This is a genomic window from Mycolicibacterium chubuense (assembly GCF_001044255.1).
Classification (GTDB): domain Bacteria; phylum Actinomycetota; class Actinomycetes; order Mycobacteriales; family Mycobacteriaceae; genus Mycobacterium; species Mycobacterium chubuense.
This window is the reverse complement of record NZ_JYNX01000036.1, coordinates 33,077-52,851: the sequence shown is the minus strand read 5'-3', so window position 1 is coordinate 52,851 and position 19,775 is coordinate 33,077. Positions and strand designations below refer to the sequence as shown.

Below are 19,775 nucleotides of genomic sequence, written 5' to 3'. Positions count from 1 at the left end.
GGTGAGGCGTGCATAAAGTGCACGCTCGGCGCCGAAGCTCAGGCCTTCTTCAGCCGCTCCTTCTCAGCCTCGACGTCGAAATCCGGTGGCGGCCAGGACATGTTGAGCTGCTTGAGCGCCTCGATCATCAACTCGGTCACGGCCAGGCGGCTGTACCACTTCCGGTTGCAGGGCACCACGTGCCACGGCGCGTACTCGGTGCTCGTGCGGTCCAGCATCGCCTGGTACGCCTCCTGGTAGAGAGGCCACTTCAGTCGCTCGTCGATGTCGCCCGGGTTGTACTTCCAGTACTTGTCCGGCCGCTCGAGCCGCTCGGCGAGTCGCTTCTTCTGCTCGTCGAGGGAGACGAACATCGCGACCTTCACCAGGCTCGTGCCGCTCTCGACGAGTTCGCGTTCGAACGCATTGATCTCGTCGTAGCGTGGCTCCCACACCGTCGGGGGCACCAGGTTGTGCACGCGGACGATGAGCACGTCCTCGTAGTGGGAACGGTCGAACACCCCGATGTGGCCCGGCCGCGGCAGAGCCTTGCGGATCCGCCACAGGAAGTGGTGCGACAGCTCCTCGGGCGTGGGCTTGCCGAAGTTGAAGTAGTCGACGCCCTGCGGATTGCAGCCTCCGACAACATGTTTGACGATGCCGCCCTTGCCCGCGGTGTCCATGCCCTGCAGCACCAGCAACACCGAGCGGGTGTCGCCGACCCGGCTGCGGGCGTACAGCATCTCCTGCAGCTCGGCGAAGCGCACGTTGCGCTCCTCCTGCAGCGTCGGGGCATCCGACTTGACCCCGCGGAAACCGGGGGTGGCGTCGGGGTCGATGTCGGCGACCAGATCGCCCGGCGTGAACCTCAGCAGCGAGTGCGGCTCATGCGACCACAGCGACGGTAGATCCAGGGGCTCGCTCACGGACCTAGTCAAGCAGCTGAGGGGGCAGTTCCGGGGAAGGATGGGCTTCGGACCTGAACCGCTCCAGCGAACCGCCGACCTCGACGATGCCGCACAGCGCGCTCCACGACAGCATCGTCAGGTAGTCGATCAGCTCGTCGGCGCTCATCCGCGGATGCGACATCCACGAGTGCGTGGCCAGCTGCACGCCACCGACGATGTGGAACGCCCACGGCTCCGCGCCGCCGGTGTCCATGCCGACCGACACCATGCGCCGGCGCAGCATCACCGCCAGCATGCGGGCGATGATCTGTTCGGACTCGGCGACCGCCTTGCTCTTGCTCGCGGAGTTGTTCGCCATCACGAACCGGTAGGGCTCCGGCTCGGCGGCCACCGTCTCGACGTACACGCGGATGATCTCGCGGGTCAGGGCGTAACCGTCCAGGTTCGACGACAGCGCGGCGGCCATGTTGGGGATCAGCGTGGTCTGCGCGAAGCGCATCATCACCGCGGTGGTCAGGTCGTTCTTGTCGACGAAGTAGCGGTACAGAACGGTCTTGGACACCCCGATCTCGGCGGCGATCTCATCCATGCTGACGTTGCTGCCGAGCCGGCGAATGGCCTCCAGGGTGCCGTCCACGAGTTCATTCCGGCGCTCGACCTTGTGCCGATGCCAGCGGCGTTTGCGCCCATCGGTCTTGACCGCCACCGGCGGGGAATGTTGTGCCACGTTCGCGGTGATCCGTTCGTTAGTCCTTGTCGATAATACGGTGGTCGGGCGGGGCTGGTCGGCCGCGCAGGGATGATGGACACGTGGCACATCGAGTGAACGTCCCCGACGCCGGGCAACGACCCCGCGCGAGCTTCGCCGAGAAGCTCGCCGGAGCCGATTCGCCGGCTGACGCCGAGCGACGGCGCGCCCTACGACGCATGAAGGCCGTCGCGCTCGGCTTCCTCCTCGGGGCGTCGGTGATCTTCCTGCTGTGCACCTGGGCGCAGTCCCACGGGGCGGCGCCGTGGGTGGGCTATGTGCGTGCGGCCGCCGAGGCGGGCATGGTCGGCGCGCTGGCCGACTGGTTCGCGGTGACCGCGCTGTTCAAGCACCCCCTGGGTCTCCCGATCCCGCACACCGCGATCATCAAGCGCAAGAAAGACCAGCTCGGCGAGGGTCTCAGCGACTTCGTCCGGGAGAACTTCCTGTCCCCGGAGAACGTGGAGACCAAGCTGCGCGACGCCGACGTCGCCAGCCGGACAGGCAAGTGGCTCGCCGAACCGGTCAACGCCGAGCGGGTGGCCGCCGAGGCGTCGACGGCGCTGCGCGTGCTGGTCGAGATGTTGCGTGACGAAGACGTCCAGCAGGTGCTGGACCGGATGATCGTCAAGCGCATCGCCGAGCCTCAGTGGGGACCGCCGATCGGGCGGGTGTTGGCGTCGCTGCTGGAGGAGGGCCGCCAGGAAGCGCTGCTGCAGTTGCTGGCCGACCGGGCGTTCCAGTGGTCGCTGAACGCCGGTGAGGTCATCGAGCGCGTCATCGAGCGCGATTCGCCGACGTGGTCGCCGCGTTGGGTGGACCACCTCGTCGGCGAGCGCATCCACCGCGAGCTGATGGACTTCACCGACAAGGTCCGCCGCAATCCCGACCACGAGCTGCGCCGCTCGGCCACCAAGTTCCTGTTCGAGTTCGCCGGCGATCTGCAGAGTGACGAGGCGACGATCCAGAAGGCCGAGAACGTCAAGGAGCAGATCATGGCCCGCGACGAGGTCGCGCGGGCCGCCGAGACGGCGTGGAGCACCGCCAAGCGGCTCATCCTGGAGTCCGTCGACGACCCGTCGTCGACGCTGCGCACGCGTATCGCCGACTCCGTCGTGCGCATCGGGGAGTCCCTGCGCGACGACGCAGATCTGCGCGACAAGGTGGACAACTGGATCGTGCGCGGCGCCCAGCACCTGGTGGTCGGATACGGGGCGGAGATCACCACGATCATCACCGACACCATCGAGCGCTGGGACGCCGACGAGGCGAGCAGGCGGATCGAACTGCACGTGGGCCGCGACCTGCAGTTCATCCGGATCAACGGCACGGTGGTGGGGTCGCTGGCCGGTCTGACGATCTACACGATCGCCCAGCTACTGTTCTGACCTGCGCTAACTGAGTGCTTGCAAAAGTTAGCACTCAGTCGTACCGTGGAGTTGTCGGTAAACACACCACGGCAGCGAAGGAGGACAGCACCATGGCGCAGGACGAGAATCTCGCCGCGGTCGTCTCCAGCGCCGCCCAGGACATCGGCAGCTTCATCCGGACCCAGCGGGAAGCCGCGCAGGTCTCGGTGCGGCAGCTCGCCGAGAAGGCCGGTGTCAGCAATCCCTACCTGAGCCAGATCGAACGGGGATTGCGCAAGCCCTCAGCAGATGTGCTGAACCAGATCGCCAAGGCGCTGAGGGTGTCGGCCGAGGTGCTCTACATCCGGGCCGGGATCCTCGAGCCCAGCGAGACCAACCAGGTGCGCGACGCCATCATCACCGACACGGCGATCAACGAGCGGCAGAAGCAGGTGCTGCTCGACATCTACACGTCGTTCTGCCAGCAGAACGAGGCGGCACTGCTCGAGGCTGCGGCCGCGGCGGGACCGTCCAGTGCAGACGACAGTGTCCGTGACGACGACGAGGAGCCGACGACGGAACACGACAACAGCCCTCTGCAGATCACGCAATCACCCCAACAGACCTCCATCAGTTAGTGAAAGGAAAATCCCATGGCTGACAAGAATCAGCTCGACGTCGAAGACCTGAAGGCCCCGCTGCTCGCCGCCGTCGGCGCAGCCGACCTCGCGCTCGAGCGCGTCAACGAGATCGTCGCGACGCTGCGTGAGCGCGCCGGCGACGCCCGCAGCGACGCCGAGACCCGTCTCGAAGAGCGCCGCGCCCGCATCAACCAGCTGCAGGAGGAGCTGCCGGCCCAGTTCGAGGACATCCGCGGCAAGCTGACCCCCGAGGAGCTGCGCAAGGTCGCCGAGGGCTACGCGGAGGCCGCGCAGTCGACCTACAACAAGCTCATCGAGCGCGGCGAGGCCGCCCTGGAGCGCCTGCGCGCCCAGCCGGCCCTCGAAGGCGCCGCCAGCCGGGTCGAGGAGTACACCGACCAGGCCGTGGAGCTGACCCAGGAGGCGCTGGGCAACGTGGCGTCGCAGACCCGCGCGGTCGGTGAGCGCGCCGCCAAGCTGGTCGGCGTCGAGCTGCCCAAGCGTGCCGAGTCGGCCGCCGAGCCGGTGAAGAAGGCCGCCAAGAAGGCCCCGGCCAAGAAGGCCGCTCCGGCCAAGGCCACCGCCAAGAAGGCCCCCGCCAAGAAGGCGCCGGCCAAGAAGGTCACCCAGAAGTAAGCGACGACTCCCTTCGGGGAAGTCGAAAAGGGGACGTAACCCGCCTAGGCTGTCGAGCGTGGAGCTCCAAGGCCTTGTGGGTTACGTCCTCTTCGCGTTGCAGGCCGCCGTCCTGGTGACGACGGTGTACGCGTTCGTCCATGCCGCGATCCAGCGGCCCGACGCCTACACCGCGGCCGAGAAGCTGACGAAACCCGTGTGGCTGGTGATCCTCGGCGTCGCGATCCTGCTGGCGCTGGTGCTCGGCATCACCGGGGTGGCGATCGCGGCTGTCGCCGCCGGCGTGTACCTGGTCGATGTCCGGCCGAAAATCCTGGAGATCCAAGGGAAGTCGCGCTAGTGCGGCTGGCGCTGATCGGCATGGCCGCCTGCGCGGTCGCGCTCACCGGGGCTCCCCACGCCGCCGCCACCCCGGGCCTGCAACCTCCGCCCTACATCGACCACGTGAAGTGGGCCAAGTGGGGTGACCTGTCGAGCCTGCGGGTGTATCCCACCGCCGCGGGGCGTGACACCTCGGGCCGGCCCGGCACGGCGGCGCAGGCCGACGAGGCGTGGAACGAGATCCTCGCGCTGTCGCCTGACGCCGCGATCGCGGGCATGAAGGAGCAGTTCGTCTGCCACTGGCAGTTCGCCGAGATCGCCCAGCCCGGGAAGGTGAGCTGGAATCTCGAGCCCTGGCGACCCGAGGTGAGCCCCGACCAGATGATCGCCGCGGGGTGCAATCCCGGTGGCACCGAAGAACCGTTCTGATGGGCTACACCCGCGCCCAGGTCGCCGCCGCCGTCGACCACACGTTGCTCAAACCTGAAGCGACAGAAGCCGATATCGTCGCTTTGCTCGCCGAGGCCGTCGAACTCGACGTCTACGCCGTGTGCGTGTCGCCGCCGTTCGTACCGACCGCGGTGTCGCTGGCCGCCGGCCGCGCTGTGGCGTCCGTGGTGGGATTCCCGTCAGGCAAACACCTTTCGGTGATCAAGGCCCACGAGGCGGCGGTGGCGGTGGACGCAGGCGCCCGGGAGATCGACATGGTGATCGACGTCGGCGCGGCGATCGGCGGCGAACTCGACGTCGTCCGCACCGACATCGCGGCCGTCCGTGACGCGACACCAGGGGCACTGCTCAAGGTGATCGTCGAGTCGTCGGCCCTGGTGGAGTTCGGAGGCTGGCCGCTGCTGACCGACGTGTGCCGGGTTGCCGAGGACGCGGGCGCCGACTTCGTCAAGACCTCGACCGGTTTCCATCCCGCCGGCGGCGCTTCGGTGCGTGCGGTGGAAGTGATGACCGCCGCCGTCGGCGGCCGCCTCGGCGTCAAGGCCAGCGGCGGCATCCGGTCGGCGGCGGACGCCACCGCGATGCTCAACGCGGGCGCGACCCGCCTCGGGTTGTCCGGCACGCGAGCGGTGCTCGACGGCCTCTAGGACCTACAGGGTGCCGAAGCAGGGGTCGTCGGTCTGCTTGGGCATCGACGCGTTCTGCGTCGAAAAGCGGCTCTGCACACCGGTATCGGTGACCGACACCGAGTCGGCCTTGATGTTCAACGGATAGTTCTGAGTCAGCTGCGCGGTGAACGCGTCCAGCGCCGGCTGAACGGCCTCGCGGGGCAGCGTGAAGCCCAGCCCGGTCACCTTCTGCACCGACAGCGCGATACCGCCGTCGACGACCTGCGGCTTGGCGGTGATGCTGCCCAGCGCGCCCTCGAGTTCGATCGTGCCGTCGCTGGCGTTGGTGGTCACCCCGGTGACGAAGCTGCCGATCAACGGAATGGCGCCCTGGATGGTCTGCTTGATGCCGTCGGCCGACCAGTCGATGTTGGCCACCAGGGAGCCGACCGTGCCGCTGGAGGTCGGGGTGTCCTGCAGGCGAACGTCGTCGATGTCGAGGTTGACCTTCATGCCCTTGGCGTCACGAACCTGGTTGCCCGCGGTCTCGATGCGGATGTTCGTGTAATGACCGGACATGTGCTGCATCAGGAACGGCGGCAGCACCCCGAACGACGCGGTCGCGTCGTCCTGCACCACGCACTCGACCACCCCGGCCACCACCGTGTCGGCCCGGTTGCGGGCGTAGAGCTCGGCACCGAGCAGGCCGGCGAACACCAGCGCCACCACGATCACCACCACCAGGACGATGGACAGGGGGTCGCTGAAGAACTTCTTGAACTTCGCCGGCAACGAGGAGCCTTCCTGCGGGGGCGCGGACGGATGCTGCGGGTACTGCGGGTTCTGCGGCGATGGCGGTGGGAACGCCGGGCCGGACTGCTGCGGCGGGCGGGCCCAGGGATCGGTCACCTCAGCGATTCTGCCCTACCGGTATGAGCAAACCCTGAGCGGTTGTGCATGACCGCGACGGTCGTACGGGCCTTGCGCGCGGCGTCGAGGTCGACGTCACAGACCAGCAGTTCCGGATCCGCGCCGGCCCCGGCGAGCACCTCGCCCAGCGCGGACGCCACCAGACTGCCGCCCACCCCGGTCGGCCCGAGCGCCGCGAGCTCGTCCCCGGGATACGCCTGTCCGACCGCGGCCACCACACTCGACGTGTCGATCGCCCTGGCGCGGGCCAGCAACGTCCACTGCTCGAGCTTGCCGGGCCCGGTGCCCCACGACGCGTGCGCGGTGATGAGCTCGGCACCGCGCTCGGCCAATTCGACGTACAGCTCGGGGAACCGGATGTCGTAGCAGAGCGTCAGCCCGACCGTCACGCCGTCGACGACGATGGTGACCGGCTCCCGCCCCGGGGCGACCGTGTCGGACTCGGTGAAGCCGAATGCGTCGTACAGGTGGATCTTGTCGTAACGAGCGTCGACGCCGGGGCCGGTCGCGATCAGCGTGTTGGTGACCCGGCCGTCATCGGACGGGACGAACATGCCCGCGACGACGACGATGCCGGCGCGGTCCGCGCTCCGGCGGACCGCGTCGGCCCACGGGCCGTCGAACGGTTCGGCGACGGCGCCCAGCGGCACCCCGAACCGGCACATCGTCGCCTCGGGGAACAGCACCAGCGACGCGCCGGCCTCGGCCGCCCGCCGCGTCTGCTCCTCGACGAGGCGGAGGTTGGCGGCGGGATCGTCGCTGCTGCGGATCTGTGCCAGGGCTACACGCATGCCCTCCAGACTAGTTACGGACCCCAGGCGGGACGATCGGCCTTGGCGGCCTTCTTGCCGAGCTTGCCGGACCGGACCTGCGCGGCGAGGCTGTCGAGAATGACGCGCGAGCTCATCAGCGCGGTCTGCTCGGCCCAGTCATAGGGCGGCGAGCACTCGACGACCTCGATGCCGGCCAACCCGGGTTCGGAGATCATCTTGACCAGGTTGAGCGCCTCCCGCGGGAGCAGCCCGCCCGGCTCCGGCCATCCTGTGCCCGGAACGAACCCGGCGTCGATCACGTCGATGTCGAACGACAGGTAGACCGCCTTGGCGTCCTTCCAGGCGATCTCGAGGGCCATCTCCGCGATCTTCTCGATGCCGACCCGTTCGACGTCGCCGACGGTCATCACCGTCGACTTGCGTTGGCGGCCGACCTTGACGCCCTCGCGCGGGCTCTGCCACCCGCCGATGCCGATCTGCACCAGGTTGGTCGCCGGCGCGTTCTTGATGTTGGTGGCGTGGAACCACGGCGTGGTGTGCATCCGCTCGTCGAGGTCGGTCTCCTGGGTGTCGACGTGGCGGTCGAAGTGGATGATCCCGATGTTGCCGTCCATGTAGGGCGCCATCCCGCGGATCGTGGGGAACCCGATGGAGTGGTCACCGCCGAGCACGATCGGCATGACGCCCTTCTGCACGACGTGCGCCATCGCCTGGCTGATCTGGTCGAAAGACTTCTCCAGGTTGCCGGGGATCGTGAAGACGTCGCCGATGTCGACCATGTTCAGCTGCTCGCGCAGATCCACGCCCGATTCGTAGTTGTACGTTCCGAACAGATTGGTCGATCGGCGGATGCCCTGCGGCCCGAACCGGGTGCCCGGCCGGTAGGTGGCGCCGGCGTCCAGGGGAACGCCGAAGATCGCGACCTCGGCGTCGTCGACCTCGTTGACGTCCTCGATGAACGGGCATTTGAGGAACGTGCCGCGCTCACCGGCGAAGTGCGGCTTCTCGCCGCGGACGAACGTCGAGATCGTGCGGTCGTTGATGGACGGCGCGGCCTCCAGCCCGTGGCTCAGGCCTCTGTCGATCTCCTCACGGAGCCGGCGATCGCCCAGCTTCGCTTCGGCCTGCTGCGCCCAGGCGCCTTCGGCGTTCGTCACGGAGGGGTCGGGACGTTCGGGTACGTCGGACATGAGTTCTCCTCATCGCGTCGTCTTGTCGCTGTCCGGGTACGACGCACCTCGTCCGGGGAGCGGGGTCACCGGCTCCTGGGAGTCATTGTCAGCACGCCCGCGAGGACCTGTCCACTCAGAAAGCGACACCTCACTCGAGGGGGGCGACCACGGGCCACGGCACCGTGAGGACGCCGTCGCGCAGCGTGCGCCGCGGCGGGAACACCGGAAAACCTTGCGCGGCAAGCATGTCCAGCATCGCCCGCCAGCGCACCCGCGGGCCGAACACGCCGTGTGCCGCGCTGCTCGCCCAGGCGCGATCGGCGGCGGTGAGCAGCGTGTGGATGGGCTGACCGGGCACGTTGTGGTGGATCAGCACCTTGGGCAGACGCTCGGCCAGATCGGAGGGCCGCTCGATGGCGAACGGGTCGCAGGCGAGCGTGAGGGTCACTGCCGACGTCGCATCGAGCAGCACCCAGGCGCACCGGCGGCCGAGCTCGTCGCAGGTGCCGTCGACGATCAGCCCGCCCGGCGCCAACCCGCGGCGCATCGCCGCCCAGGCGTCCGGCACCGCCTCGGGCGGGTATTGGCGCAGCACGTTGAACGCCCGCACCAGCACGGGGCGGTGGCCGGCCAGCTCGAAACCGCCCAGCGCGAAGTCGACACCGGGGGCGAGACCGTCGGCCACCGCGGCCAGGCCCGCCCGCACCCGCCCGGGATCGATCTCGAGCCCGACCACGCGCACGTCGGCGCGCACCCGGCGCATCCGCATCGCCAACTCGAGCGTCGTCACCGGCAGCGCGCCGTAACCGAGGTCGACGATCAACGGGTCGGCGGCGCTCTGCACAGCGGTGCGGACCCGCGGGGAGTGCACCAGCCATCGGTCGCTGCGACGCAGCCGGTTCTGGCCGGTGGTGCCGCGGGTGACCGCTCCGAGCGGTCGGGAGGCGGCGCCGGTCACCTGGCAGCTCAGCTGTTCTCGGTGATCCACACCGTGGTGAACCGCTGTTCGGCGATCAGCAGGTCGACGAGCTGGCTGCCGATGAAGTTCTCGATCTTGCCGCCCACCAGGGGTACCCGCACCTCGACCGTCGCCGTGAACGCCATCCGTGAGCCGGGCTGCGCCGGGGCCAGCACCGCGGTGCCTGTCAGCCCGGCCGGCGCACCGGGGATCGCGCCGCTGACCTTCGCGGTCGCCCGCCCCTCGCGGACCGGCGACCACAGCTCCTCCCGCACGAAACTGAGGTCCCCGCGGTGGAATTGGGTGACCACCCCGGGCAGCCGGTCGGCGCGCAGGGTCTGCGTGGTCTTGATCCGGATTCCGCCGTCGGCGTCGATCGTCATGTCGTCGAGCGTGGCGTGGTCGGCGCCGGAGTCCTGCAGGCGCACCAACCAGTACTCCTCGTCGCGGAACGCCTGGTGGACCTGTTCGACCGTGCCGCCGTACTCGGCGGCCATGTCGAATGAACGCGGCATGGCAAACCACGCTACCGTTACCGCCCGTGGTCACTTCGTCTATCGCGGGCGTGGCGGTCGCCGAGGATGTGCCGTTGGCGCCGCTGACCACCTTGCGCGTCGGCCCCGTGGCGCACCGGCTGATCACCTGTGTGACGACCGAGCAGGTGGTCGAGGTGATGCGCGCCGTCGGTCCGGAGGCTCTGATCCTGGCCGGTGGGTCCAACGTGGTGCTCGGCGACGGTCTCGGTGCGGCCACCGTGGTACGGCTCGCGACCCCCCGGATCGCCGTCGACGGGGAGAAGCTGCGGGCCGAGGCGGGGGCGGTCTGGGACGACGTCGTCGCGGCGTCACTGGCGCACGGGCTGGGCGGGCTGGAGTGCCTGTCGGGCATCCCCGGGTCGACGGGTGCGACACCGGTGCAGAACGTCGGCGCGTACGGCGCCGAGGTAGCCGACACCATCAGCAGGGTCCGGCTGCTGGACCGGCGGACCGGCGAGGACCGCTGGGTGACTCCGGACCATCTCGAATTCGGTTATCGCACAAGCATTCTGAAGGGCTCTGCGGACGCCGTGGTGCTGGAGGTCGAGTTCCGGCTCGACCCGTCCGGCCGCAGCGCGCCGCTGCGCTACGGCGAGCTGGCCGCCGCGCTGAACGTCGAACCGGGGGAGCGTGCCGACCCGGCACGGGTGCGCGAGACCGTGCTGCGGCTGCGGGCCGGCAAGGGCATGGTGCTCGACGACGCCGACCACGACACCTGGAGCGTCGGGTCCTTCTTCACCAACCCCGTCGTGACTCAGGCGCAGTTCGAGCGCCTGGCGGCCGAGATGGACGGCCGGGTCCCGCACTATCCGGCCGCCGCCGGGGTCAAGCTGGCGGCGGGCTGGCTCGTCGAGCGCGCCGGATTCAGCAAGGGCTACCCCGGCGACGACGCTGCGGCGCGGCTGTCGACCAAGCACGCGCTGGCTGTGACCAATCGCGGGAACGCGACGGCCGCGGACGTGATCGCGCTGGCCAGGGCGATTCGGGACGGCGTCGCTGCGACCTTCGGGATCGATCTCACACCCGAACCGATTCTGATCGGGTGCGCACTCTAGGTACGCTGGCAACACGTGAGCCCTGTCAACCCGGTGCCGTCGATGAATCGACGGCGAGCACTGGCCGCCCTGGCGGTCGGTGTCGTCGCACCGGGCGCGCTCGCGGCGTGTATGTCCACCGACAAGAACTCCTCGTCCGGCCAGTCCGCCGAGGAGGCGCCCGCCACGCCGCAGCTGAGCTACGAACCCAAGGATTCCGCGGACGACGTCGCGCCCACCTCACGGGTCGCCGTCAGCGTCGAGAACGGCTGGTTCCAGAAGATCAGCCTCACCAACGCCGACGGCAAACCCGTCGCCGGCGCACTCAACCGGGACCGCACCGAGTTCACCGCCTCCGAGCCGCTCGGCTACGGCGTCGAGTACCGCTGGGCGGGAACCGTGGTCGGGCAGGACGGCAAGGCGGTGCCGGTCAAGGCGTCGTTCACCACCGTCGACCCCGACACGCAGGTCAACGGGCAGTTCCAGCTCTCGGACGGGCAGACCGTCGGCGTCGCGGCGCCGATCATCCTGCAGTTCGACGCCGCGATCGCCGACGACGACCGCGCCGAGGTGGAGAAGGCCGTCAAGGTCACCACCACCCCCGAGGTCGAGGGCAGCTGGGCCTGGCTGCCCGACGAGGCAGGCGGCTCGCGCATGCACTGGCGGACCAAGGAGTACTACCCGCCGGGCACGGCCGTCCACGTCGACGCGAAGCTCTACGGGGTGCCGTTCGGCGAGGGCGCCTACGGTGCGTCGGACTCCACGCTCGACTTCACGATCGGTCGTCGCCAGGTGGTCAAGGCCGAGGCCTCCAGCCACCGCATCCAGGTTCTCGACGAGGCCGGCGCGGTGATCATGGACTTCCCGTGCAGCTACGGCGAGGGCGACCTCGACCGCAACGTCACCCGCAGCGGCGTCCACGTGGTGACCGAGAAGTACGAGGACTTCTACATGTCCAACCCGGCTGCCGGGTACGCCAACGTGCACGAGCGGTTCGCGGTGCGGATCTCGAACAACGGCGAGTTCATCCACTGCAACCCCAACAGCATCGGGGCGCAGGGCAATACCAACGTGACCAACGGGTGCATCAACCTGAATCTGGAGAACTCCCAGGAGTACTTCAACTCCGCGATGTACGGCGACCCGGTCGAGGTGACCGGCACCCGCATCGACCTGTCCTACGCCGACGGCGACATCTGGGACTGGGCGGTGCCGTGGGACGAGTGGACGTCGATGTCGGCGCTGTCGTCGCAGAAGCCGCCGCAGCAGATCCCGAGCACGGCGCCGGTGACGCCGTCGGATGCCCCGCAGCCGGTCAGCGGCCGCCCCGGCGGCTGAGGACGGTTATTCGTCGCCGACCCAGAAGGCGTCGAGGATCAGGGCCTCCAGGGCCTCGTCGTCGATGGTCGCGGTGGGTGCTGCGGAGGGCAGGGTCACTGTGGTCATGGCAGTCCTCGCCGTCTGTCGGGTGGTGAAGTGACTCCCACCCTCTCGTCGCCGGCGAAGAATTCCCTGGGGTGTATCCCAAGAAATTGACGGTGAATTCGCTGAATGCTTGCTGAGAGCCCGCGACCTCGACGTGTCAGGACTGGCGGTTGAAGCGTGACCCGCTGGCGCCGCTGACCTGGTCCCGGGGGCGCACCACGATGAGGTCCAGATCGACGTGCGACGGCCGGCTCGCGACGAAGCCGATCACCTCGGCGATGTCTTCGGCCACCAGCGGCGTCACGCCCTGATAGACCTTCTCGGCACGGTCGGTGTCGCCCTCGAAGCGGTTCAGGGAGAAGTCCGTCTTGACCATGCCGGGCGCGATTTCGGTGAGCCGCACCGGTTTTCCGAGCAGTTCGCTGCGCAGCGTGCGGTGCAGGACGCCCTGGGCGTGCTTGGCCGTGGTGTAGCCGGCGCCGTTGTCGTAGATCTCGACGGCCGCGATCGAGGTGACGGTGACGATCAGCCCGTCGCCGGAGGCGATCAGCTTGCCCAGCAGCGCGCGGGTGACGTGCAGGGTGCCCATCACGTTCGACTCCCACATCCAGCGCCAGTGGTCGACGTCGGCGTCGGCCACCGACTCCAGCCCGCGCGCCCCTCCGGCGTTGTTGACCAGCACGTCCACCCGGTCCAGCCGGCCGGCCATCGCCGCGACGGCCTCGGGATCAGTGACGTCCGCCACAATCGCGGTGCCGTCGATCTCGGCGGCCAGCGCTTGGATGGGCTCCTCGCGGCGAGCCACGCAGATCACGTGAAAGCCTTGTGCGGCAAGCGTTCTCGCGGTGGCTTCGCCGATCCCGGCGCTGGCTCCGGTGACCACGGCGACTCGGCGGGCATCAGATGGCGTCGTCATGCACGCAACCCTAGCGCTCGTGTTAAATTGACCCCGTGATCCGAACCGGTCAGGCGGCTGAGGCTGCCGCGCGGCGTGCGTGTTGTTGTTGCGCACCCCGCCGCGCCTGACTGCGCCCGGACGAGATCCCGTCCCGCTGAGTCGCCAGGTGTGGCCCCGCCCCACCGACCGACCGACTCGAGGACGATTCCATGACCAGCTCTCTCGCCGCCCGCTCACACGCCGCCCAGGCCAAGCGCACCGCAGCCACCGCAGGCAGCGGCCGTTACCCGCAGGCACTGCTGCACCACATCGTGGCTCCCGCGCTGCGCGTCCCTGAGGCCGCCGCGGCGTCGGTGTTCGCCGCGGCCCGACAGCGCGGCCCCATCGCCCGTGACGTCATCGCGCAGGTCACCGGCCTGTCGATCGCCACGGTCAACCGCCAGGTCACCGCGCTGCTCGACGCCGGACTGCTGCGGGAGCGCGCCGACCTCGCGGTCTCCGGCGCCATCGGCCGCCCCCGCGTGCCGGTCGAGGTCAACCACGAGCCCTTCCTCACCCTGGGCGTGCACATCGGCGCCCGCACCACCAGCATCGTCGCCACCGACCTACTCGGCCGGACCCTCGACGTCGTCGAGACGCCGACGCCGCGCGGCGTCCAGGCCGGGGCCCTGGATGCCATCGCCGCCAGCGCCCGCCGCTACCTGAGCCGCTGGCACCGCCGCCGCCCGCTGTGGGTCGGGGTGGCCGCGGGTGGCGTCGTGGACAGCACCACCGGCTACCTGGACCATCCGCGGCTGGGCTGGTCGGACGCGCCCGTCGGCCCGGTGCTCGCCGAATCGCTCGGCCTGCCCGTGTCGATCGCCTCGCACGTCGACGCGATGGCCGGCGCCGAGCTGCTGCTCGGAGTCCGCCGGCCCCCGGGTCGCACCTCGACCAGCCTGTACGTGTACGCCCGCGAGACGGTCGGCTACGCGCTGGCCATCGGCGGGCAGGTGCACTCCCCGGCCAGTGGCCCCGGCACCATCGCCGCGCTGCCGGCCCGGTCGGAGCTGCTGGGCGGCAGCGGTGAGCTGGAGTCCACGGTCAGCGACGAGGCGGTGCTGGTCGCCGCGCGCAAGGCCCGCATCATCCCGGCCGACGGCCCGGCGTCGACCGTCACCGCCGTGCTGCGCGCGGCGCGGCAGGGCAACGAGCAGGCCGCGGCGCTGGTCGCCGAACGCGCCCGCGTGCTCGGCGAGGCCGTCGCGTTGCTGCGCGACATGCTCAACCCCGACGATCTGGTGGTCGGTGGTCAGGCCTTCACCGAGTATCCGGAGGGCATGAGCACCGTCGAGTCGGCCTTCGCCGCGCGTTCGGTGCTGCCGCATCGCGACATCCGGGTGACGGCGTTCGGCAACAGGGTGCAGGAGGCCGGCGCGGGCATCGTGTCGCTGGGCGGCCTCTACGCCGACCCGATCGGCGCGATGCGCCGGGCGCAGTCCCGCCGGCCCGAGGTGAGTGCCTGAGCAGGTCGACCCACGCGGGGCGTGTAGACATGACGGTGTGCGTCCAGCGACCGACCCTCTGCCCGTGCCGCGCCGGGTGGCGGTGCTGTCCGTGCACACCTCCCCGTTGGCCCAGCCGGGCACCGGCGACGCGGGTGGGATGAACGTCTACGTGCTGCAGACGGCCCTGGAGCTGGCGCAGCGTGGCGTGGAGGTGGAGATCTTCACCAGGGCGACGTCGTCGACGGATCCGGCGGTGGTGCGGGTGGCGCCCGGGGTGCTGGTGCGCAACGTGGTCGCAGGCCCGTTCGAGGGCCTGGACAAGAACGATCTGCCCACCCAGCTGTGCGCGTTCACCGCCGGCGTGCTGCGCGCCGAGGCCACCCACGAACCCGGCTACTACGACATCGTGCACTCGCACTACTGGCTGTCCGGTCAGGTCGGCTGGCTGGCCGCCGACCGGTGGGCGGTGCCGCTGGTGCACACCGCGCACACGCTGGCCGCGGTCAAGAACGCCGCGCTGGCCGACGGCGACTCCCCGGAGCCGCCGATGCGCGCCATCGGTGAGCAGCAGGTGGTCGACGAAGCCGACCGGCTCATCGTGAACACCGAACACGAAGCGGCGCAACTGGTTTCGCTGCATCAGGCTGATCCCGCGCGGATCGACGTGGTGTACCCGGGCGTCGACCTGGGCACGTTCACCCCCGGCGACCAGGGTGCCGCCCGCGCGGCGCTGCGCCTCGATCCGCAGGTGCCGGTCGTCGCGTTCGTCGGTCGCATCCAGCCGCTGAAGGCGCCCGACGTGCTGTTGCGGGCGGTCGCCCGGCTGCCCGAGGTGCAGCTGCTGATCGCCGGTGGTCCCTCGGGGTCGGGCCTGGCCACCCCCGACGGTCTGGTCGACCTGGCCGCCGAGCTGGGCATCACCGACCGGGTGACATTCCTGCCGCCGCAGTCACGCGACGAACTGGTGGCCGTCTACCGCGCCGCGGACATCGTCGCGGTGCCCAGCTATTCGGAGTCCTTCGGGTTGGTCGCGGTCGAGGCGCAGGCCTGCGGGACGCCGGTGGTCGCGGCCGCGGTGGGCGGGCTGCCGGTCGCCGTGCGCGACGGGGTCACCGGGGCGCTGGTCGACGGCCACGACCCCGCGGACTGGGCCCGCACCCTGGCCGACGTCCTGGCCGCCGGGCCGGCCACGATGAGCCGCGCCGCCATCGAGCACGCCGCGTCGTTCTCCTGGGGGCACACCGTCGACATGCTGTTGGACAGCTACGGCCGGGCGATCGCCGATCACCGCGGCCGCCATCAGCGCCAGCCCACGGCCCGCCGCGGCGGGCGCCGATTCTCGATGCGCAGGGGAGTACGGGCATGACCGATCGCACAGAGGACGTGCAGGCCGTCATCGAGAGCACGCTGGCCGAACACGATCTGCCGTTCACCCGCCACAAGGGCGCCGCAGGCGGCCTGCCGGGGCTGGTGGTCGCGCTCCCCGGCGAGCGGCGGCTCACCACCAACACGATCCTCACCGTCGGCGAGCACTCGGTCCGCATCGAGGCGTTCGTCTGCCGCAAACCCGACGAGAACTTCGAGGGCGTCTACAAGTTCCTGCTCAAACGCAACCGCAGGCTCTACGGCGTCGCCTACACGCTCGACAACGTCGGGGACATCTACCTCGTCGGCCGGATGTCGCTGTCGTCGGTGAGCCCCGACGAGATCGACCGGGTGCTGGGCCAGGTGCTCGAGGCCGTCGACAACGACTTCAACACCTTGCTGGAGTTGGGGTTCCGCACCTCGATCCAGAAGGAGTGGGAGTGGCGGGTCTCGCGGGGTGAGTCGCTCAAGAATCTGAAGGCTTTCGAGCATCTGATCGAGGACCACGACAAGAACTGACCGTGAGAGGATCGGCCCATGGCAGATACCGCGACGCTGATCCTCGTCCGCCACGGCGAGAGCGAATGGAACGCGCTGAACCTGTTCACCGGATGGGTCGACGTCGATCTGACCGAGAAGGGCCGGGCTGAGGCCGCGCGGGCCGGCGAGATGATCAAAGAGCTCGACCGGCTCCCCGACGTGCTGTACACCTCGCTGCTGCGCCGCGCCATCACCACCGCCAACATCGCGCTGGACAAGGCCGACCGGCACTGGATCCCGGTGCACCGCGACTGGCGTCTCAACGAGCGTCACTACGGCGCGCTGCAGGGGCTGGACAAGGCCGAGACGAAGGCCAAGTACGGCGACGAGCAGTTCATGGCGTGGCGGCGCAGCTACGACACCCCGCCGCCGCCGATCGAGCCGGGCAGCGAGTTCAGCCAGGACACCGACCCGCGCTACGCCGACATCCCGGGCGGCGCGCCGCTGACCGAATGCCTCAAGGACGTCGTCGAACGGTTCGTGCCGTACTTCACCGACGTGATCGTGCCCGACCTGCGTGCCGGCAAGACGGTGATGATCGCCGCGCACGGCAATTCGCTGCGTGCGCTGGTCAAGTACCTCGACGGGATGTCCGATGACGACGTGGTCGGGCTGAACATCCCGACGGGTATCCCGCTGCGCTACGACCTCGACGGCGACCTGAAGCCCACGGTCGTCGGCGGCACCTATCTGGACCCCGAGGCCGCGGCGGCGGGTGCGGCCGCGGTGGCCGCCCAGGGCGCCAAGTAGGGGTCCGCATCCCCGCCCGGCGAACAGTGGGTGAACAGCGCAGAACGCGGAACCGAACTTCCGTCTTTGCGTCTGTGACGTGTCCCGTTTTGGCCGCACGCTGCTGGGATGACGTTCACCGAGTGCGTACGATTTTCGCGTGAGTGTCGTATCGGCGCTGCTGCTCGCGGCGATCGTGGCACTGCTCGCGTTGTCGGCCGGTGTGGTGGTCGGCGTGAGGGCAGCTCCGCGGCTGCGCGAGCGCCGTCAGCGCCGGATGGTGGAGCAGAACGGCATCACCGTCTCCCAGATGCTCGGCCACGCGGTCGCGCAGTCCCCGGTCGGGATCGTGGTCGTCGACACCCATCGTGACGTGGTCTACACCAACACCCGGGCCACCGAACTCGGACTGGTGCGCGACCGGTTGCTCGACGACCGCGCGTGGCAGGCCGCGCAGCGGACGCTGACCAGCGGGCAGGACATCGAATTCGAACTGGTGCCGCGCAAGCGGGATCATCCGGGGCGCTCCGGGCTTTCGGTGCGCGGCCACGTGCGGCTGCTCACCGAGGACGACCGGCGGTTCGCGGTGGTCTACGTCGACGACCAGTCCGAACACGCGCGCATGGAGGCGACCCGGCGGGACTTCGTCGCCAACGTCAGCCACGAACTCAAGACGCCGGTGGGTGCGATGGGCGTGCTGGCCGAGGCGGTGCTCGCCTCGTCCGACGACCCGGAGACGGTGCGCCACTTCGCCGAGAAGATGGTCACCGAGTCGCACCGGCTGGCCGACATGGTGGGCGAGCTGATCGAGCTGTCCCGGCTGCAGGGCGCCGAGCGGCTGCCCGACCTCGGTGCGGTCGACGTGGACACCGTGGTGGCCGAGGCGCTGTCGCGCCACAAGGTGGCCGCCGACAACGCCGACATCGAGATCACCACCGACGCGCCGACGGGCTTCCGGGTGCTCGGTGACGAGACACTGCTGGTGACCGCGCTGGCGAACCTGGTGTCCAACGCAATTGCTTACTCTCCCAATGGATCCCCGGTGTCGATCAGCCGACGGCGACGTGGTGACAACATCGAGATCGCGGTGACCGACCGCGGTATCGGCATCGCCCCCGTCGATCAGGAGCGTGTCTTCGAGCGCTTCTTCCGCGTCGACAAGGCACGGTCCCGGGCCACCGGCGGCACCGGACTCGGGCTGGCGATCGTCAAGCACGTCGCCGCCAACCACAACGGCTCGATCCGGCTGTGGAGTCAGCCGGGCACGGGCTCCACCTTCACCCTGTCGATTCCCGCGTATCTGCGCGAGGACGACCCGAACGAGCACGACGACCGAGAGGACTAGGACAGCGATGACCAGTGTGCTGATCGTGGAGGACGAGGAGTCCTTGGCCGATCCCCTGGCCTTCCTCCTGCGCAAGGAGGGCTTCGAGGCCACGGTGGTGGCCGACGGCCCGTCGGCCCTGGCCGAGTTCGAGCGTGCGGGCGCCGACATCGTGCTGCTGGACCTCATGCTGCCCGGGATGAGCGGCACCGATGTCTGCAAGCAGCTGCGGGCCCGCTCGAGCGTGCCGGTGATCATGGTGACCGCGCGCGACAGTGAGATCGACAAGGTGGTCGGCCTGGAGCTCGGCGCCGACGACTATGTCACCAAGCCCTATTCGGCACGGGAGCTGATCGCGCGCATCCGGGCGGTGCTGCGGCGCGGGGCCGACGCCGACGATCAGGGCATCGCCGACGGCGTGCTCGAGGCCGGCCCGGTCCGCATGGACGTGGAGCGTCACGTCGTGAGCGTGAACGGCAGCCCGATCACCCTGCCGCTCAAGGAGTTCGATCTGCTCGAGTACCTGATGCGCAACAGTGGGCGGGTACTGACCCGCGGCCAGCTGATCGACCGGGTGTGGGGCGCCGACTACGTCGGGGACACCAAGACGCTCGACGTCCACGTGAAGCGACTGCGCAGCAAGATCGAAGCCGACCCCGCCAACCCGGTGCATCTGGTCACGGTGCGCGGGCTCGGGTACAAACTCGAGGGCTGACACTCTTCCGTTCGGCCGGGGCCGAAATCGTCCCCATTTCGTCACAGAGTTTGCCTGTTGTTAACAGGCGATCACAGTTCCCATCGCGCCCAGTGATCAATGGCTGTGACCTTGGTCACATTACGGCACCTGTCCTGACGCCCATTTTTGTTCGCTAACTCTGCATCTTCGGGAGTAAAACTCAACTGGATTCCCGTCGCTCAGTTAGCTGAAAGCGGGGGCAAAAGCTGCTCTGAAGTGCGTTGACAC

The 19,775-nt window shown here is 69.4% G+C and carries 22 protein-coding genes and 1 riboswitch; of the genes, 14 read left to right on the top strand and 8 right to left on the bottom strand.

The window, feature by feature from the left end:
* Positions 1–38 precede the first annotated feature (38 nt).
* Together MCHUDSM44219_RS13525 and MCHUDSM44219_RS13520 are read right to left on the bottom strand one after the other, a co-directional pair.
* The gene (locus MCHUDSM44219_RS13525; protein ID WP_048418763.1) at positions 39–905 is read right to left on the bottom strand and encodes a polyphosphate kinase 2 family protein; all 867 of its coding nucleotides are present in this window, start codon (positions 903–905) and stop codon (positions 39–41) included.
* 4 nt (positions 906–909) lie between these two features.
* The gene (locus MCHUDSM44219_RS13520) at positions 910–1,614 is read right to left on the bottom strand and encodes a TetR/AcrR family transcriptional regulator (RefSeq protein ID WP_048418762.1); all 705 of its coding nucleotides are present in this window, start codon (positions 1,612–1,614) and stop codon (positions 910–912) included.
* A gap of 83 nt (positions 1,615–1,697) precedes the next feature.
* Here MCHUDSM44219_RS13520 and MCHUDSM44219_RS13515 point away from each other — a divergent pair, with 83 nt between their 5' ends.
* From MCHUDSM44219_RS13515 to deoC, 6 genes are all read left to right on the top strand, one after another.
* The gene (locus tag MCHUDSM44219_RS13515; protein WP_048418761.1) at positions 1,698–3,023 is read left to right on the top strand and encodes a DUF445 domain-containing protein; all 1,326 of its coding nucleotides are present in this window, start codon (positions 1,698–1,700) and stop codon (positions 3,021–3,023) included.
* A 92-nt stretch (positions 3,024–3,115) separates the two neighbouring features.
* Complete coding sequence (locus tag MCHUDSM44219_RS13510) at positions 3,116–3,622, top strand: helix-turn-helix domain-containing protein (protein WP_048418760.1); 507 nt, start codon at positions 3,116–3,118, stop codon at positions 3,620–3,622.
* A gap of 15 nt (positions 3,623–3,637) precedes the next feature.
* Positions 3,638–4,261 (top strand): hypothetical protein, encoded by a 624-nt coding sequence (locus MCHUDSM44219_RS13505; protein WP_048418759.1) that lies wholly within the window; start codon positions 3,638–3,640, stop codon positions 4,259–4,261.
* Positions 4,262–4,319: 58 nt separating this feature from the next.
* Complete coding sequence (locus tag MCHUDSM44219_RS13500; RefSeq protein ID WP_048418758.1) at positions 4,320–4,601, top strand: DUF2516 family protein; 282 nt, start codon at positions 4,320–4,322, stop codon at positions 4,599–4,601.
* A gap of 20 nt (positions 4,602–4,621) precedes the next feature.
* Positions 4,622–5,011: a DUF2599 domain-containing protein gene (locus MCHUDSM44219_RS13495; RefSeq protein WP_048418932.1), complete on the top strand. Its 390-nt coding sequence runs from the start codon at positions 4,622–4,624 to the stop codon at positions 5,009–5,011.
* Positions 5,011–5,679 (top strand): deoxyribose-phosphate aldolase, encoded by a 669-nt coding sequence (gene deoC, locus MCHUDSM44219_RS13490; protein ID WP_048418757.1) that lies wholly within the window; start codon positions 5,011–5,013, stop codon positions 5,677–5,679. Before MCHUDSM44219_RS13495 ends, deoC begins: the two co-directional genes overlap by 1 nt.
* Before the next feature lie 3 nt (positions 5,680–5,682).
* On the opposite strand, the gene MCHUDSM44219_RS13485 is transcribed toward deoC, so the two are convergent.
* The 5 genes from MCHUDSM44219_RS13485 to MCHUDSM44219_RS13465 form a co-directional block, all read right to left on the bottom strand.
* Positions 5,683–6,549 (bottom strand): LmeA family phospholipid-binding protein, encoded by an 867-nt coding sequence (locus MCHUDSM44219_RS13485; protein ID WP_048418756.1) that lies wholly within the window; start codon positions 6,547–6,549, stop codon positions 5,683–5,685.
* Positions 6,546–7,361: a carbon-nitrogen hydrolase family protein gene (locus MCHUDSM44219_RS13480; RefSeq protein WP_048418755.1), complete on the bottom strand. Its 816-nt coding sequence runs from the start codon at positions 7,359–7,361 to the stop codon at positions 6,546–6,548. The genes MCHUDSM44219_RS13485 and MCHUDSM44219_RS13480 overlap by 4 nt, the downstream gene beginning before the upstream one ends.
* Positions 7,362–7,375: 14 nt before the next feature.
* Complete coding sequence (locus MCHUDSM44219_RS13475; RefSeq protein WP_048418754.1) at positions 7,376–8,533, bottom strand: agmatinase family protein; 1,158 nt, start codon at positions 8,531–8,533, stop codon at positions 7,376–7,378.
* Between the two features lie 11 nt (positions 8,534–8,544).
* A riboswitch (guanidine-III (ykkC-III) riboswitch) is annotated at positions 8,545–8,611 on the bottom strand.
* Between the two features lie 52 nt (positions 8,612–8,663).
* Entirely contained in the window at positions 8,664–9,473 is an 810-nt protein-coding gene (locus MCHUDSM44219_RS13470) for a hypothetical protein (protein WP_048418931.1), read from the bottom strand.
* An 8-nt stretch (positions 9,474–9,481) separates the two neighbouring features.
* The gene (locus MCHUDSM44219_RS13465) at positions 9,482–9,988 is read right to left on the bottom strand and encodes a DUF2505 domain-containing protein (RefSeq protein ID WP_048418753.1); all 507 of its coding nucleotides are present in this window, start codon (positions 9,986–9,988) and stop codon (positions 9,482–9,484) included.
* Between the two features lie 26 nt (positions 9,989–10,014).
* On the opposite strand from MCHUDSM44219_RS13465, the gene MCHUDSM44219_RS30485 reads away from it, so the two are divergent.
* Together MCHUDSM44219_RS30485 and MCHUDSM44219_RS30480 are read left to right on the top strand one after the other, a co-directional pair.
* Positions 10,015–11,064: a UDP-N-acetylmuramate dehydrogenase gene (locus MCHUDSM44219_RS30485; protein ID WP_048418752.1), complete on the top strand. Its 1,050-nt coding sequence runs from the start codon at positions 10,015–10,017 to the stop codon at positions 11,062–11,064.
* 15 nt (positions 11,065–11,079) lie between these two features.
* Positions 11,080–12,381 carry a L,D-transpeptidase gene (locus MCHUDSM44219_RS30480; RefSeq protein WP_048418751.1) on the top strand — a complete coding sequence of 434 codons (1,302 nt, stop codon included), beginning with the start codon at positions 11,080–11,082 and terminating at the stop codon, positions 12,379–12,381.
* 244 nt (positions 12,382–12,625) lie between these two features.
* Here MCHUDSM44219_RS30480 and MCHUDSM44219_RS13450 read toward each other — a convergent pair whose 3' ends face one another.
* Positions 12,626–13,384: an SDR family oxidoreductase gene (locus tag MCHUDSM44219_RS13450; RefSeq protein ID WP_048418750.1), complete on the bottom strand. Its 759-nt coding sequence runs from the start codon at positions 13,382–13,384 to the stop codon at positions 12,626–12,628.
* Between the two features lie 191 nt (positions 13,385–13,575).
* On the opposite strand from MCHUDSM44219_RS13450, the gene MCHUDSM44219_RS13445 reads away from it, so the two are divergent.
* From MCHUDSM44219_RS13445 to regX, 6 genes are all read left to right on the top strand, one after another.
* Complete coding sequence (locus MCHUDSM44219_RS13445) at positions 13,576–14,871, top strand: ROK family transcriptional regulator (RefSeq protein WP_048418749.1); 1,296 nt, start codon at positions 13,576–13,578, stop codon at positions 14,869–14,871.
* 37 nt (positions 14,872–14,908) lie between these two features.
* Positions 14,909–16,219, top strand: coding sequence for a D-inositol-3-phosphate glycosyltransferase (gene mshA, locus MCHUDSM44219_RS13440; protein ID WP_048418748.1), 1,311 nt, complete (start codon positions 14,909–14,911; stop codon positions 16,217–16,219).
* On the top strand, positions 16,216–16,737 hold the full coding sequence (locus tag MCHUDSM44219_RS13435) for a type III secretion system chaperone family protein (protein WP_048418747.1): 522 nt from the start codon (positions 16,216–16,218) through the stop codon (positions 16,735–16,737). Before mshA ends, MCHUDSM44219_RS13435 begins: the two co-directional genes overlap by 4 nt.
* A gap of 18 nt (positions 16,738–16,755) precedes the next feature.
* Positions 16,756–17,508, top strand: coding sequence for a phosphoglyceromutase (locus tag MCHUDSM44219_RS13430; protein WP_048418746.1), 753 nt, complete (start codon positions 16,756–16,758; stop codon positions 17,506–17,508).
* Positions 17,509–17,647: 139 nt separating this feature from the next.
* Positions 17,648–18,832 (top strand): sensor histidine kinase, encoded by a 1,185-nt coding sequence (locus MCHUDSM44219_RS13425; RefSeq protein WP_048418745.1) that lies wholly within the window; start codon positions 17,648–17,650, stop codon positions 18,830–18,832.
* Positions 18,833–18,839: 7 nt separating this feature from the next.
* Entirely contained in the window at positions 18,840–19,526 is a 687-nt protein-coding gene (gene regX, locus MCHUDSM44219_RS13420) for a two-component sensory transduction protein RegX (RefSeq protein WP_048418744.1), read from the top strand.
* The last annotated feature ends 249 nt before the right edge of the window (positions 19,527–19,775 follow it).